Origin of the sequence: Pseudomonas sp. SORGH_AS_0199, assembly GCF_031453735.1 — a bacterium.
Taxonomy (GTDB): domain Bacteria; phylum Pseudomonadota; class Gammaproteobacteria; order Pseudomonadales; family Pseudomonadaceae; genus Chryseomonas; species Chryseomonas aestiva.
Map to the genome: position 1 here is coordinate 2723635 of NZ_JAVJAE010000001.1, position 14933 is coordinate 2738567.

General features: G+C 67.2%; 12 protein-coding genes and 2 pseudogenes. 9 read left to right on the forward strand and 5 right to left on the reverse strand.

What is annotated here, in order from left to right; translation table 11 throughout:
* Positions 1 to 48: 48 nt before the first annotated feature.
* Together msrQ and msrP are read right to left on the reverse strand one after the other, a co-directional pair.
* Complete coding sequence (gene msrQ, locus QE444_RS12825; protein ID WP_273861722.1) at positions 49 to 660, reverse strand: protein-methionine-sulfoxide reductase heme-binding subunit MsrQ; 612 nt, start codon at positions 658 to 660, stop codon at positions 49 to 51.
* Positions 660 to 1670, reverse strand: coding sequence for a protein-methionine-sulfoxide reductase catalytic subunit MsrP (msrP, locus tag QE444_RS12830; RefSeq protein ID WP_183630263.1), 1011 nt, complete (start codon positions 1668 to 1670; stop codon positions 660 to 662). The genes msrQ and msrP overlap by 1 nt, the downstream gene beginning before the upstream one ends.
* A gap of 213 nt (positions 1671 to 1883) precedes the next feature.
* Between msrP and QE444_RS12835 the strand changes: the two genes are divergently transcribed.
* From QE444_RS12835 to QE444_RS12855, 6 genes and pseudogenes are all read left to right on the forward strand, one after another.
* Positions 1884 to 3092 carry a dihydroxyacetone kinase subunit DhaK gene (locus tag QE444_RS12835; protein ID WP_309738918.1) on the forward strand — a complete coding sequence of 403 codons (1209 nt, stop codon included), beginning with the start codon at positions 1884 to 1886 and terminating at the stop codon, positions 3090 to 3092.
* A 4-nt stretch (positions 3093 to 3096) separates the two neighbouring features.
* The gene (locus QE444_RS12840; protein ID WP_309738920.1) at positions 3097 to 3582 is read left to right on the forward strand and encodes a DAK2 domain-containing protein; all 486 of its coding nucleotides are present in this window, start codon (positions 3097 to 3099) and stop codon (positions 3580 to 3582) included.
* 349 nt (positions 3583 to 3931) lie between these two features.
* A pseudogene (locus tag QE444_RS23615) lies at positions 3932 to 4261 on the forward strand (PAS domain-containing protein); the annotation flags it as partial.
* Positions 4262 to 4354: 93 nt separating this feature from the next.
* The gene (locus QE444_RS12845) at positions 4355 to 5497 is read left to right on the forward strand and encodes a methyl-accepting chemotaxis protein (protein WP_405046469.1); all 1143 of its coding nucleotides are present in this window, start codon (positions 4355 to 4357) and stop codon (positions 5495 to 5497) included.
* Between the two features lie 60 nt (positions 5498 to 5557).
* Positions 5558 to 6169: a tRNA-uridine aminocarboxypropyltransferase gene (locus QE444_RS12850; protein WP_187979139.1), complete on the forward strand. Its 612-nt coding sequence runs from the start codon at positions 5558 to 5560 to the stop codon at positions 6167 to 6169.
* A gap of 57 nt (positions 6170 to 6226) precedes the next feature.
* A complete protein-coding gene (locus QE444_RS12855; RefSeq protein WP_187979140.1) occupies positions 6227 to 6403 on the forward strand; it encodes a hypothetical protein in 177 nt (58 codons plus the stop codon).
* Between the two features lie 67 nt (positions 6404 to 6470).
* Here QE444_RS12855 and QE444_RS12860 read toward each other — a convergent pair whose 3' ends face one another.
* Positions 6471 to 6869 (reverse strand): YbaN family protein, encoded by a 399-nt coding sequence (locus QE444_RS12860; RefSeq protein WP_133859233.1) that lies wholly within the window; start codon positions 6867 to 6869, stop codon positions 6471 to 6473.
* Positions 6870 to 6872: 3 nt separating this feature from the next.
* Positions 6873 to 7457, reverse strand: coding sequence for a YecA family protein (locus QE444_RS12865; RefSeq protein ID WP_133859232.1), 585 nt, complete (start codon positions 7455 to 7457; stop codon positions 6873 to 6875).
* A 162-nt stretch (positions 7458 to 7619) separates the two neighbouring features.
* Between QE444_RS12865 and recQ the strand changes: the two are divergent.
* The 3 genes and pseudogenes from recQ to QE444_RS12880 all read left to right on the forward strand — a co-directional run bounded on the left by recQ (position 7620) and on the right by QE444_RS12880 (position 12718).
* Positions 7620 to 9759, forward strand: a pseudogene (gene recQ / locus QE444_RS12870) (DNA helicase RecQ).
* A gap of 73 nt (positions 9760 to 9832) precedes the next feature.
* The gene (locus tag QE444_RS12875; protein ID WP_007162293.1) at positions 9833 to 10270 is read left to right on the forward strand and encodes a MarR family transcriptional regulator; all 438 of its coding nucleotides are present in this window, start codon (positions 9833 to 9835) and stop codon (positions 10268 to 10270) included.
* A 240-nt stretch (positions 10271 to 10510) separates the two neighbouring features.
* Positions 10511 to 12718, forward strand: coding sequence for a FimV/HubP family polar landmark protein (locus QE444_RS12880; protein ID WP_309738928.1), 2208 nt, complete (start codon positions 10511 to 10513; stop codon positions 12716 to 12718).
* On the opposite strand, the gene QE444_RS12885 is transcribed toward QE444_RS12880, so the two are convergent.
* Positions 12719 to 14917 carry a patatin-like phospholipase family protein gene (locus QE444_RS12885; protein WP_309738930.1) on the reverse strand — a complete coding sequence of 733 codons (2199 nt, stop codon included), beginning with the start codon at positions 14915 to 14917 and terminating at the stop codon, positions 12719 to 12721.
* Positions 14918 to 14933 lie beyond the last annotated feature (16 nt).

The window sequence follows — 14933 nt, forward strand, 5'->3', positions numbered from 1 at the left end:
TTTAGATTCGAGGCATGGAGGGTCAACCCTCTGCCTGGGCGGTGGTAATCAGCGAGCAGGGACGGCCGCTGCCCGACTTCGCCTTTTACGGCGCCAGCCATCTACCAGGCGGAAGGCCAGCAGGGCGGCGCCGATAGCGGCGTAGAGCGCCCACTCTTCCAGGTCCGAGCGTACGATCCAGAGGTAGTGCAGCAGCCCAAGGCCCAGCACCAGGTAGGCCAGCCGGTGCAGCTCCTTCCAGCGCTTGCCCAGGCGGCGCATGGCGGGGCGATTGGATGTGACGGCCAGAGCCAGCAGGATCAGCAGCGCCGCGGCACCGACGATGATGTAGGGCCGGCGCTGCAACTCCACGCCCAGTTGCGACAGGTCGAAGCCCAGCACGAACGCCAGGTAGCCGAGGAAGTGCAGCAGGGCATAGGTGAAGGTCCAGAGGCCGAGCTGGCGGCGGATCACCGGCCAGAGCTTCCAGCGGGTGAGGCGCGACAGCGGCGTCAGACTCAGCGTCAGCAGCAGCAGCACCAGGGCGCCGGTCCCCAGCTTGTCCACCAGCGCCTTGCCCGGGTCCGGACCTAGGGCGAAGATCCAGGCCTGGTACAGCCACCACAGCGGCGGGCAGAGTGCGGCGACAAACACCGCGACCCGCCAGAGCAGCAATCCCATCAGTAGTTTCTCCGCAGATCCATGCCGCTGTAGAGCGAAGCCACTTCCTCGCCATAGCCGTTGAACATCAGCGTCGGCCGCACGTTGGGGCTGAACAGGCCACTGGGCAGGCGCCGTTCGCGGGCCTGACTCCAGCGCGGGTGGTCCACTTCCGGATTGACGTTGGCATAGAAGCCGTACTCGTTGGGCGCCATGCCCTGCCAGGTGGTGCGTGGCTGCTCGGCCACCAGGCTGATGCGGACGATGGACTTGATGCCCTTGAAGCCGTACTTCCAGGGCACGATCAGCCGCAGCGGCGCGCCGTTCTGGTTGGGCAGCACGCGGCCGTACATGCCCACCGTCATCAGCGTCAGCGGATGCATGGCCTCATCCAGGCGCAGGCCTTCGACATAGGGCCAGTCCAGCAGGGCGAAGCTGGAATTCATGCCGGGCATGTGCTGCGGGTCCTTGAGCGTCTCGAACTTCACGTAGCGCGCCTTGCCGGTGGGTTCGACGCGCTTGAGCAGGCTGGCCAGCGGAAAGCCAAGCCAGGGGATGACCATGGACCAGGCCTCGACGCACCTCATGCGGTAGATGCGCTCTTCCAGGGTGTCGGGGCCGAAGAGGTCTTCCAGCCCGTAGGTGCCGGGCTTGCCCACCTCGCCATCGACCACCACGCTCCAGGGCTGGGTGGGCAACTGCGCAGCATGGGCGGCGGGATCGCTCTTGTCCGGCCCGAATTCATAGAAGTTGTTGTAGTGGGTAGCGTCCTTGAAGGGCGTGATGTCCTCGCCCTTGACCGTGGCCGCCTGCCAGCGGGTATCAGGCAGCTTGCGTTCGAACCAGTCCGGGCCCTTGGCGGCTTCGACGTCGCCATAGCTGGAAGCGGCCGCCAGCGCCCAGCCGGGCAGGGCGGCGCCGGCGAGCAGGGCGCCGCTGGCACCGAGCAGCTGGCGCCGGGACAGGTAGACGGCTTCGGGGGTGATCTCCGACCCCAGGCAGGCAGAGCGCGGAACGATCTTGATCGGCATGACGGACCTCGGTGGGGTGCGCTCGCAGGAGAGCGGCTGGCTAACAGCGTGAGACATCCCGGTCGTGAAAAGCTTCCGACGCCAACGATAGCCTGCCGTCCCGGTCCGGCGGAAGGCCGTTGCGCGCCTGTCAGCCGGCCGTTCAGGTCGCTGCCAGGCAGGCCCGGGACCCCGTGCCATACTGCGGCGACCTCTCGCCCTCAGGAGTCCCCGATGAAGAAGCTGATCAATAGCCCCACCGCTGTGGTTCGCGAACTGCTCGAAGGCCTCGTCAGCCTGGATCCCGGCCTGGCCCTGCTGGCCGAGGAGCAGGTCATCCTGCGCCAGCCCCTGGCCGCTACGGGAGATCGCCCGGTCGCGGTGATTTCCGGCGGCGGCAGCGGCCACGAACCGGCCCATGCCGGCTATGTGGGCGAGGGCATGCTGACCGCCGCGGTGGCGGGAGACGTCTTCACCTCGCCCAGCGTCGATGCCGTGCTGGCGGCCATCCGGGCGGCGGCCGGTCCCGCGGGCGCCCTGCTGGTGGTCAAGAACTACACCGGCGACCGCCTCAACTTCGGCCTGGCCGCCGAACTGGCGCGCAGCGAAGGCATTCCGGTCGAGACGGTGCTGGTGGCGGACGACGCCGCCTTGCGCCATACCGTGGCGCCGGAAAGGCGCCGCGGTATCGCGGGTACCGTGCTGATCCACAAGCTCGTGGGCGCAGCGGCCGCCGCCGGGCGCCCCCTGGCCGAGGTAGCTGCGCTGGCCCGCGCCGCGAGTGCCGAATTGCGCAGCATGGGTGTCGCCCTGGGTGCCTGCACGGTGCCGGCGGTGGGGCATCCGGGTTTCCAATTGGCGGACGACGAGGTGGAATGGGGCCTCGGCATCCACGGCGAGCAGGGCGTCGAGCGCGGTCCCCGACTGGGCGCCGACGGCACCGTGGCGCGGCTGCTGGATACCCTCCTCGAAGACGGCGGCTATCCCGCTGGCACGCGCCTGGCGCTGCTGGTCAATGGCCTGGGCGCGACGCCGCCGCTGGAGCTCGCCCTGGTAGCACGGGCGGCGCTGAGCCAGTTGCGCCAGCGGGGCCTGGTGGTGGAACGCGCCTGGACCGGTACCTTCCTCAGCGCCCTGGACATGCCCGGCTGTTCGCTGTCGCTGCTGCCGGTAGACGAGGCGCGCCTGGCGCTGCTTGATGCGCCAACCTGGGCGCGGGCCTGGCCGGGTGACGGCGCGGGTCCCGGCGGCGTCCACCCTGCTGCCCGCACCCACTGCGGCAGCCGAAACTACTCCTCATACCCCCGGTCCCCTGGCAGAGCGTCTGCAGGCGGGGGCCGCTGCGATCGTCGCCAGCCTGCTGGCCAACGAGGCCCGCCTCACCGATCTGGACAGCCGCGCCGGGGACGGCGACCTGGGCACCAGCCTGGCCCGTGGCGCTGAAGCCATGCGCGCCTTGCCCGCCAGCGTCTGGTACACCCCGGCCAGCGCCCTGGCAGCCACCGGCCAGGCACTGCGCCGGGCCATCGGTGGCAGCTCCGGACCCTTCTACGCCTGCGCCCTGATCCGCGCCGCTCAACTGCTGGACAGGGTGGAACGACCCACGCTGGCGCAATGGGCCCAGGCCCTGGATGGTGGCGTCCAGGCCCTGGCCGAACTGGGTGGCGCCCAGCCGGGCCAGCGCACCATGCTCGATGCCTTGCGCCCGGCAGCGGATGCCCTGCTGGCCGCTGCCCAGGCGGGCGCCAGCCCGGCACAGGCCTTTGCCGCGGCGCTCGCCGCCGCCCGCCAGGGCGCCGAGGCCACCGCGGAGATGCTGCCGGCCCAGGGCCGCGCCAGCTACCTGGGCGAACGCGTCCGCGGCATTCCCGATGGCGGCGCCGTAGCGGTGGTCTGTTGGCTGGAGGCCCTGGAGCCCGTGATCACCGGCTAGGCCATTTATCGCCCTGGCGGGTCGCGTGGCGATCGGGACAGCCAGGGCGCCCAGGAAGGTCGACACGCATCCCGGATCCACCTGGGCGCTCGGCCAGCCGCGCTATCCGGTCAGGCCCTGGAGCTCCTCGTGAAAAGCCAAGTGCCTCGCCTGGCGCCAGGTCAGCCAGGCCCCTGAGCGAACCGCTTATCAAAACATTTCAGCGCATCCTTAAAGCCCAGATGCAACATGCCGATAGTTAGTATGACGATAACCAAATGGTTACCGTTGGCGCCTGTGCTGGCAGTTGGCCACCATTGAACTGGTTGATGTCGCACGGAGTAGATAACCCGCTAGATAAGGCACCCGCATGCGCACGAATTTGCCGGTCACCCAGCAAGGCCGTACCTTCAAGCAAGAGGAACGACTCATCTCCACCACTGATCTGCAGGGGAACATCACCTACTGCAACGAGGCCTTCATCGCCATCAGTGGCTATACAAGGGAGGAGCTGATCGGCAGTCCGCACAATCTGGTGCGTCATCCCGACATGCCGCCACCGGTGTTCGGCCACATGTGGGCGACCCTCAAGGAGGGCAAGCCGTGGATGGGCATCGTCAAGAATCGCTGCAAGAACGGCGATTTCTACTGGGTGAGCGCCTATGTCACCCCGATCCTCGAACAGGGCCGGGTGATCGGTTACGAATCCGTGCGTTCGCTGCCCAGCACCAGCGAAGTCCGTCGCGCCGGCGAGCTCTATGCCCGCATCAATGCCGGCAAGGCCCCCGTGCCCATGACGCGCCGCCTGGGCAGCGCCATCGCCGCCTGCTGGTCGACGGTGGCGGCCACCGGGGTGATCCTGAGTGGCCACTTCCTGCTCGACGACACGACCCAGGCGGTCCTCATCGTCGCGGCGCTCCTGGGTATCAGCGGTCATCAGCTCTATCGCCAGCGCGCCAGCATCGAGCGCATCCTCGCCGATCATCCGAAGATGTTTTCCAGTGCCGTCGTGGCCCCGACCTACAGCGACCAGTGTGGTGCCCCGGCACGCCTGGATCTGGCGCTGCACAGCGAAGCCGCGCGCCTGCAGACGGCCCTGACCCGGCTGGCCGACGTGGGCGACAGCGTGCGCGTCAAGGCGCGCGAATCCTCCCAACTGGCCCAGTCCGAGGCCGAACTGCTGGATCAGCAGCGCCACGAGACCGACCAGTCCGCCGCGGCCATCACCCAGATGACCTCCACCATCCACGAGGTCTCGCAGAACGTCCAGGAGACCGCTCAGGCGGCGGCCAACGCCGAGAGCCTGGTGCACTCCGGGCGTGACAAGGCCGAAGAGAGCCTGACGTCCATGCGCGAACTCGGCGCGGCGGTCAGCGACATCGGCCAGGCCGTAGGCGAGCTGGCCAGTTCGACCCAGAGCATCGGCAGCGTCGCCGATGTCATCACCGCCATCGCCGAACAGACCAACCTGCTGGCGCTCAACGCCGCCATCGAGGCCGCCCGTGCCGGTGAGGCCGGTCGCGGCTTCGCCGTGGTGGCCGACGAGGTCCGCTCGCTGGCCTCGCGTACCCGTGAATCCACCGAGCAGATCCATCAGATCATCGCCAACCTGCAGGCCAATGCCGACCGCGCCGTGGCCACCGCCAGTCGCGGCGAAGAGACCTCGCGCCAGAGCGAACGCCATTCGGCGGCGGTACGCGAGTCTTTGGAAGGCATCAGCGAATCGGTCAGCCTCATCACCGCCATGAGCCAGCAGATGGCCACCGCGGTGGAAGAGCAGAGCCACGTCTCCGAAGACATCAACCGGCAGATCAGCCGCATCGCCGATCTTTCCGATCACAGCTCGGCCCAGGCCCGTCGCGGCTCGGAGCTGAGTCGTGAACTGGAGGGCATGGCCGACTACCTGCACGACCTCACCGCCCGCTTCAATCGCTGAGTCGGGGAGGGCGGCGGTGATCCGGTATGATCGCCGCCCTGATTCGCTCCGGAAGTCCCGATGTCCCGTCCCGCTTGCGCGCGCTGTCAGCGTCCCCTGTCACTCTGCCTGTGCGCGCTGATCCCGTCGCTGACCAGCCGCACGCGGGTGCTGTTGCTGCAGCATCCCAGCGAGCGGCGCCATCCGCTCAATACGGCGCGCCTGGCCGCCCTGGGGCTCGGCAATGCGCAGCTGGAGATTGGCGAGACCTTTCCCGACCTGCCGCTCTGGCTCGCCGATCATGACGCCTGGCTGCTGTTTCCCGGCCCCGAGGCGATCACGGTCGATCTCTTGCCGCCTGCTGCCGTGACCAAGGCACCACGGCTGCTGGTGATTCCCGACGGCACCTGGCGCAAGGCGCGCTTGCTGCTGCACGTCAATCCACTGCTGGCGGCCCTGCCCAGGCTCACCCTGCCGCCTGGCGCGCCCTCGCGCTACCGGGTGCGCAAGGCCCCGGCGCCGGATGCGCTGTCGACCGTGGAGGCCGTGGTCGCGGCGTTGAATGCGCTGGAGGCGCCGCGCCGCTTCGATGCCCTGCTGGCGCCGTTCGAGGCGCTGATCGACGGCCAGATCGCCGCCATGGGCCCGGAAACCTTTGCACGCAATCATGGCGGAGCAGAGCCGCGCGACTGAGGGAATTACCCGGGTGCCGGACCACTCTACCTAGAGAGTCAGCAGAGGAGTCACCCCATGTCCCGCTTTCCGATCCGCCAGCTCGACGCTTTCTCCCGCTTTGTCGCCCTTGCCATGCCCCGTGCCGGCGGCGAGCCCGATCAACCTGATCCGGCGCCCATCCAGCCCAGCGAGCCGGGCGAGCCCACCGTTCCCGATCAGGCACCGCCCACCCCCATGGCCAGGGCCGCCTGACGCCGCCAGCGTCACCCACGAAAAAGGGCGATCATCGCTGATCGCCCTTTTTCATGCCTGACGGTGGCTAGCGCCGGGTCTTCTGCCTGAGCAGGTAGACCGTCACCGCCGCGCAACTGGTGAAAGCCGCCACCCGGGCCCAGACGTAGGGCACCAGCCAGCAGGAAAACCCGACGCTGATCCACATGGCGACAATGGCGTAAACCTTGCCCTTGAGCGGGATGCCGTCGCCTTCCAGATAGGGTTTGACCCAGGGCCCCAGCCACCTGTGGTTAATCAGCCACAAGTAGAACCGCTCCGAACTGCGCATGAAGCAGGCTGCGGCCAGCAGCAGGAAGGGCGTAGTGGGCAGCAGCGGCAGAAAGGCACCGATGATGCCCAGGGCCACGCTCAGCCAGCCGATGCCCAGCAGCAGGTAGCGGACCCAGCCCTTGCGCTGGCGGGGTCTCGGAGTGGCCTCATCCATTGCTCAGTGACGCGGCTTCAGCAGCGCCGGCTTTTCATCGGGGGAATGGCAGAGCAGGAACAGCTGGGTCAGCAATTCCGGAATCTGCACCATCATGTCGGCAACCAGGCGGCGGTCCTGGGCGATCTCGGCGAATTCCGGCTGCTCATCGAACAGACCCGAACCCACCATGATCGGCAGCAGCAGCTCGCTGACTTCGTCTTCGGCGTCCTCGAACCACACGGCTTCGCGCAGGAACACCCCTTCCATGAAACCGATGCACCAGCCGCGCAACTCGGAATCGTCCGGCTCCGGACCGAGCTCCAGGTCGCACGGCAGGTCCAGCTCTTCGTCGCTGCCCAGCACGCGCAGGATATGCGCCTTGAGCTGCACCAGGGAGCGCTCGATCTCTTCCTGCTGGGCGGCATCGCGATACTGCGGTGGCTCGGCGAAGAGCGCATCGATCCATTCGCGTTCGGGAACCTCTTCCGGGCAGATGGACAGGGCGGTCAGGTAGCCATGGGCGGCTACGTAGTCGAGCGCTTCTTCGTGCAGATCGTCTGCATCGAGAAAATCGCGCAGACGGGTCAATTGTTCGGCGAAGGACATCGGCTACTTACCTCGGAAAGGATTCGAAAGGGCAGAACGGCCGGAATTGTAGACGAGCGCCCGGGTCACGTCGAACTCGACGGCCTGGGGCCGGCCGACGGAAAAGCACCGCCGCAGTGACCCCGGCATCCGTATAATGGCCTTTCCATTCGAGGAGGCTTCATGTCAGAACCCGCGCTGCGCATCCTTAAAGACGTCTTTGGCTACGACGCGTTCCGTGGCAACCAGGCCCGGATCATCGAGCGTGTGGCCAGCGGTGGCGATGCGCTGGTGCTGATGCCCACGGGCGGCGGCAAGTCCCTGTGCTACCAGGTGCCGGCGCTCCTGCGGCCCGGCGTGGCCGTGGTGGTCTCGCCGCTTATCGCGCTGATGGACGACCAGGTCGCCACCCTGCTGGAACTGGGTGTGTCAGCGACCGCGCTCAACTCCACCATGACCGGCGAACAGCAGCGAGCCGTCGCCGCGCAGCTGGAGCGCGGCGAGATCAAGCTGCTCTATCTCGCGCCCGAGCGCCTGGTCCAGCCGCGCATGCTGGACTTCCTCAAGCGCCTGCCGATCGCCCTGTTCGCCATCGACGAAGCCCACTGCGTATCCCAGTGGGGGCATGACTTCCGTCCGGAATACATGCAGCTCGGACAACTGGCCGAACACTTCCCCGGCGTGCCGCGCCTGGCGCTCACCGCCACCGCGGATTCCCGCACCCGCGAAGAGATGGCCAGCCGCCTGCATCTGGAAGAGGCCGAGCGTTTTCTCTCCAGCTTCGATCGCCCCAACATCTTCTACCGCATCGTGCCCAAGGAAGCGCCGCGCAAGCAGCTGCTGGCCTTTCTCGCCGAGCGTCGCGGCGATGCCGGCATCGTCTACTGCATGTCGCGCAAGAAGGTCGAGGAGGTGGCCGAGCAGCTCAGCAACCAGGGCTTCCCCGCCTTGCCCTATCACGCCGGCCTGCCCAACGACGTGCGCGCCGCCAACCAGAAGCGGTTCCTCAACGAGGAAGGGCTGATCATGGTCGCCACCATCGCCTTCGGCATGGGCATCGACAAGCCCAACGTGCGCTTCGTCGCCCACCTCGATCTGCCCAAGAGTCTGGAAGCCTACTACCAGGAAACCGGCCGGGCCGGTCGCGATGGCCTGCCCGCTGACGCCTGGATGGCCTACGGCCTGCAGGATGTGCTGCTGCTGCGGCAGATGATGCAGAACTCCGAGGGCGACGAGCGCCACAAGCGCATCGAGCGGCACAAGCTCGAAGCCATGCTGGCGCTGTGCGAGGAAACCCGTTGCCGGCGCCAGGTGCTGCTGGCCTATTTCGACGAGCACCTGCCCCAGCCCTGTGGCCATTGCGACAACTGCATCGACACCGTCGAGACCTGGGATGCCACCGAGCCGGCGCGCCAGGCGCTGTCGGCCATCTACCGCAGCGGTCAGCGCTAATGGGGTAGGGCACCTGGTCGACATCCTGCTCGGTCGCGAGACCGAAAAGATCACCAGCCTCGGCCACCAGCGGCTGGCCGTGTTCGGCCTGGGCAAGGCCCGTGGCGAAGACGAGTGGCGCACCCTGTTCCGCCAGCTGGTGGCCCGCGGCCTGGCCGAGGTGGATGTCGACGGCTATGGCGGCCTGCGCCTGACCGAGAGTTGCCGGCCGCTGCTGCGCGGCGAGGTGCGCATCGAATTGCGCCGTGACCCCAAGCCCCAGCGTGGGCGGAGCAGCAGTGGCAGCGGCTCGGCCAGTGCCGCCAGCCAGCTGGTGCGCGCCGACGAGCGCGAACTATGGGAGGTCCTGCGCACCCTGAGACGCAAGCTGGCCGAAGAGCATTCGGTGCCGCCCTATGTGATCTTCCCCGACGCCACCCTGCTGGAGATGCTGCGCAGCCAGCCGCGCTCGCTGGACGAGATGAGCCGCGTCAGCGGCGTGGGCGCGCGCAAGCTGGAGCGTTATGGCCAGGCTTTCCTCGACGTCCTCAATGACGGCGACGCCGCGCCGCCTCCGGTCGCTGACGTGCGCCACGAGGTGCTGACGCTGGTACGCGCCGGCATGACGCCCGAGCAGGCTGCGCGGCAGCTCAATTGCTCGGAAAAGAATGTCTATGCACTATTGGCCGAAGCCATCGCCGGGCAGCAGATCGCCCTGGAACAGGCCCTCGACCTGCCAGAGGATCTGCTGGCGGAAATCCAGGATGCCTTCCTCGAAGACGAGGGCGAGTTGCCGCCGGTCGCCCATGTCGCCGCGCGCTTCGAGGGGCGGGTGACGAGTGGCGCGCTGTACTGTGTGCGGGCAGCCTTGCAGGCGGAATTGGCGGACTAGCGAGGCGCGGCGGTTGCCCCGCCCTGCCTGTAACCAGAATAATGAGAAAATCCAAGTACAAGGTTTAGCCTGAATGACCCCTACCGATCCACACCTGTTTGGCCGCCAGATCTTCCACGTCTCCCGTGCCTGGCGCGCCGAGCTAGACCGGCGCCTGAGCCACCTGGGGCTGTCTCAGGCGCGCTGGCAGGTGTTGCTGAACCTGGCCCGGATGAAGGGTGTCCAGCCTACCCAGCGTGAGCTTGCCCAGAGCATCAGCATCGAGGGGCCGACCCTGGCACGGCTGCTGGACGGCCTGGAAAAGCAGGGTCTGGTCAAGCGTCTGGCGGTCACCGAGGACCGTCGCGCCAAGCGCATCATGCTGACCCAGGAAGCCGGTCCGCTGATCGAGAAGATCGAGACCATCGCCGAAGCCCTGCGCAAGGAACTGCTCAGCGGCCTCGATGATGAAGAGATCGCCATCTGCCAGCAGGTGCATCAGCGCGTCCTGGCCAATCTCGAGCGCGGCTGACCGCCGTCTGGCGGCTGGCGTCGCCCGGGTGCCTCCGCCCAGCCCCGAGGTCGGATCTGGCCGGAGCGTCTGGCATCGCTACTGGCGCCAGACGCCACCCCCCGGCCGCTTTATTGCGTGCGGGGCCATCGGTTTGCCGTCTGTCGGTATCGATGCTACGTTCCAGCGTAGCGGAGGCGATTTTTGTGAGCCACCGCGCTAAAACACCGGTTTCCTCGAATACCTGACGCAGCGGTATCCATGGTCGCGAAACGCCGTCCCCTTGCCTTTGTTCTTCTGTCGGCCGCCGCGCTGACCCCTCTTCCTCAAGCGGCGTTCGCGCTCGGCCTGGGGGGCATCACCCTGCAGTCTTCGCTCAACGAACCTCTGCGTGCGCGGATCGAGCTGGTCAATATCGGCGATGCCGGTGCCGAGGACTTCCGCATCCATCTGGCGGCGAACGAGGCCTTCGCCCAGGCCGGCGTGGATCGCACCCAGTTCCTCGACGATCTGAAGTTCACCCCACACCTGCGCACGGCGGCGGGCAGCTATGTCGAGGTGACCTCGCGCCGCTCCCTGGTCGAGCCCTATCTGGGTTTCATCGTTCAACTGGAACAGCCGGGCGGCAAACAGCTGCGCGAGTTCACCCTGCTGGTGGATCCGCCGCGCAGTGGTGGCGCACCCACCAGCGTTGCCAGTACCGTCCCGGCGGCGCCCGCTCGCGCCGCCGCCCCGGCCGCCGATCCGGTGGTCCGCCAAACCGTATCTGCACCGCGTCAGGGGCTGACGCCTTCGCCAGACCTGGCCGCCGGGGAGGGCGTCTATCAGACGCGTCCCAGGGACACCCTCTGGAGCATCGCCAAGCGCCTGGGGCCAATGGCCAATCGATCGGCCGAGCAGCTCATGGCCGATCTGTTCGCCCTCAATCCGGCGTCCTTCGCCAACAATGATCCCGGACGGCTCAAGGCTGGCCAGCGCCTGCGCCTGCCCGTGGGTGTCAGCGAACCTGCGCCGCGACAGCCGGTAGCGGCCAAGACCACGCCGCCCGCGCCCAGCCCGGTACCCGCCGCACCGGTCGCCACGGCGCCCGTCCTGGCACCGGCACCTGCTGCGCCAGCGCCTGCCGCAGCACCTGTCGCTGCGCCGGCACCGGCACCGGCACCGGCACCGGCACCGGAATCAGTGGCGCCGCCAGTAGTGGCGCCGCAGCCGGCTGGAAGCTCTGCGGAAGACACCAAGCCCCTGCTGGTGACGCAGGATCTCGGGCGTCAGGTCGGCGATCTGGAAGGTCAGCTGACTCAGCTGCAGGAGCGTTACGACGCACTGCTGGCCCAGAAAGAGGTGATGATCGAGCAGCTCCAGCAGGACCGTGAAGGTCTGCAGCAGCAATTGAAGCAGGCGCGTTCGGTGGCCCTGTCCACGCCGACGCCCGCCCCCGCGCCGCCGTCACCGGAAAGCCCTGCCGCTCAGGCGGCGCCCGTCGCCTCCAGTCCTGCCGCGGGCAGTACCGACGAAGGTCTGTTGTCACTGCGCTCGCTGTTGTTAGCGGGTGGCGCGGCCCTGCTGGCCCTGGCCGGTGTGCTCTGGTGGCGCCGGCGGAAGGCGGAAGGCGTCGTCTTTGACGACGCGGATGACGTCGAAAATGTCGAAATGGTCGAGCCCTTGCCCGAGCCTGTGCTGGCCGCTACCCAGCCGGTGGTTGCCAAGTCTAGGGCCAAGCCCGCAGCCGTCGCCGCCAGCCCGGCACCGGTCGACGATCATGCCGGTCGTGCGGAGATTTACATCGCCTATGGCCGCTACGGCCAGGCGCGGGAAGTGCTGGAAAGCGGCCTGGCCGAAGATGATCGGCGGCAGGATCTGCGGCTGCTGCTGCTCCGGGTGCTGGCCACCCTGGGCGAGGCTCCGGCATTCAGGGAGCACGAACAGCGTTTTCTGGCGCTGGGAGGAGTGGCTGCGAGTCTGGCGGTGCTGCATGCCCAGTTTCCCGGGATGTCCGCCGATCCGGTGGAGCCCCTGCTGGAGGACGATCTGGACCTCGACCTGCCGGCCTTCGATGCGCCGGCCAGTGAATGGTCGGCGGAATTGCAGTTTGCCGAGCCGGCGGTACCTGCGCCGGTGACCGAAGAGCACTACGATCTGGATCTGGCGGATCTGAGTCTCGATGAAGCCATCGCCCTGACCGAAGAGCTGGACGCCGATTCCGGGTGGAAGCAGGTCGATGCCCTGGAAGTCTCCCTGGAAGACGACTTCCCTGAAGGCCTGGGCGAGTTGCCGGCGGTCATGGAGCTGGACCTGAGTCTCGACGAGCACTTCATGGCCGATGCCATTGCCCGGCGGTTTGCCGAGGCCGAGGCCTGTCTCGATCAGGGCGACGTTCAGCACGCCACCTCGCTGTTGCAGGAAATCGTCAGCGAAGGCAGCGACAGCCAGCGCGAGCGGGCCGAGATCCTGCTCTCGCGCATCGCCTGATCAGAAGCTGTTACCCAGGTTGATGTAGAAGGCGTGTTCGCCCTGGTCGCTCAGGCCATAGGTGAACCTGAGCGGTCCCAGCGGGGTGTCCAGTCCGAGGAACAGGCTGGCCGCGCTGATGTTGCCGCTGTCGTAGTCGTCATCCCGATTCCAGATGCGTCCCTGTTCCAGGCTGCCGCCCAGATAGACCGGGGTGTCCAGCGGGAACAGCGAGCGCTGCGTGAGCTGGTGGTAGTAGATCAGCCGCGCCAGGCCGTAGTTCTGGCCGGAGAGGGCATCCTGCCGATAGCCCGAGAGCTGCCAGGCACCTCCCAGCAGGAAGCTGCTGGTTACCACGTTGGTGTCGCTGTCCGTCGACAGGGTGCGCCCCAGGCCGCCTCCCAGCACGAAGGTGTTGTAGCCATAGCTGAGCGCCTTGTTCAGGTGCAGGTCCAGCTGCCGGTAGCGCGAATCCGAGCCCAGGCTCGGATCGAACTGCTTGAGCGTCAATGCCAGGTCCTGGCCCTCCCGCGGGAAGTTCACGTCGTCCAGGTCGTCCAATGAATAGCGCAACTCGTAGAAGCCTTCGGTAAAGGATTCCTCCGGCGTGTCGCGCGGTCCGACATGCACCTTGGTACTGCCCCAGTCATGGCCGATACCCAGGCGCACCTCGGCCTTGTTGCCGATCTGCCAACCCACGTTGAGGCCGAAGCCATAGCGCTCGCGGCGGTATTCGGCGATGGGGTCGTTGCGCTCCAGTTGCTCGATGTTGCGGGCCTCGCCGCCGACGTAGGGTGCGATGAAGTAGCGTGAGCCCACATCCAGGGGTTGGTAGAACTCGCTGTAGAGTTCCTGGTGATCACCGATCTGCATCCGGGTCAGCCATTCGCCGCCCAGGCGGTTGAGGCCGTTGATGCGATAGCTGGCGCCGAAGTTGAAAGCGCTGTCGCCCCGCAGGTCGTCAGACAGATTCAGGCCCAGCCGCAGGAAGTCCGTACCGCTGCGCTTGCCGCGGGCATAGATCACCAGCACGTTGTCGCCAGGGCCGTCCCGGCGGATGCGGTATTCCACCTGGTCGAAATAATCCAGCCCGTAGAGGGTGCTCATGTCGTCCTGCAGCCGCTCGACATTGAGGGGTTCGCCCAGGCGCTGGCGGATGTAGTGACGAATGACCTCGTCTTCGACCTTGGAGTCGTTCTCGATGCGGATGGCGTCGATGACCGGAGTGCGGCTGCTGGGCGCGCGAGCCGCTGCCACGGCCGTGGAACGCTCGCTTTTCGCGTCCTTGCGCAACACCGCCAGTTCGCTCGCCATGGCCATGGTCGCCCGATAGCCGGCATCGATCAGCGCCCTGACCTCGCTGAAGTCGGCGCTGGTGTAGCTGGCCAATGGCGGCTGGATCAGCAGGTCTTGCTTGCCCAGAGTCGCCAGCTGCGCCTGGGAATTGTTGCGCGTCATCAGGGTGGTGGACTGATTGAGCACGTCCAGCACCGTGGTCAGGTCCCGGCGCTTGAGCAGGGGAGTGCCGATGTCGACCACCACTACCCGCTGCGCGCCCATGTCCCGCGCCACGTCGATGGGGATGTTGTCGACCATGCCGCCATCCACCAGCAGCCGACCGTCGATTTCCACCGGCGCGAATACCGCCGGAATCGACATGCTGGCGCGGATCGCTCGGGGCAGATGACCATGATCGAAGACCACCTTCTCGCCGGTGGTGATGTCCGTGGCCACGGCGCGGAAGGGGATGGCCAATTGGTTGAAGTCCCGGGTATCGCTGGTATGCACGAACAGCTTTTCCAGCATCATCCCCAGGTTCTGGCCCTGGATCACCCCGATGGGCAGGCCCAGGGTGCCGTCATCCCGAAAGCTGAGCTTCTGCTTGACCAGGAAGTCCCGGTCATCCTGCTTGCGCCGGAAGGGCACGTCCTTGCGTGGCGGCTGGTCGGACAGTACCTGGCCCCAGTCCATGTCAAGCGCGATGCGTTCCAGTTCCTCGGCGCTGTAGCCGGCGGCATAGAGGCCGCCGATTACCGCACCCATGCTGGTGCCGGCAATGGCGTCGACCTGGATGCCCTGTTCCTCCAGGGCCTTCAGCACGCCGATATGCGCCAGTCCCCGGGCGGCACCGCCAGACAGCACCAGGCCGACCTTCGGCGGCGGAGCACTCCAGGCCAGGGCGGACAGGAGAAGGCAGGCTACCAGCAGCAACAGGCGCATAGGACGGACCACGTGG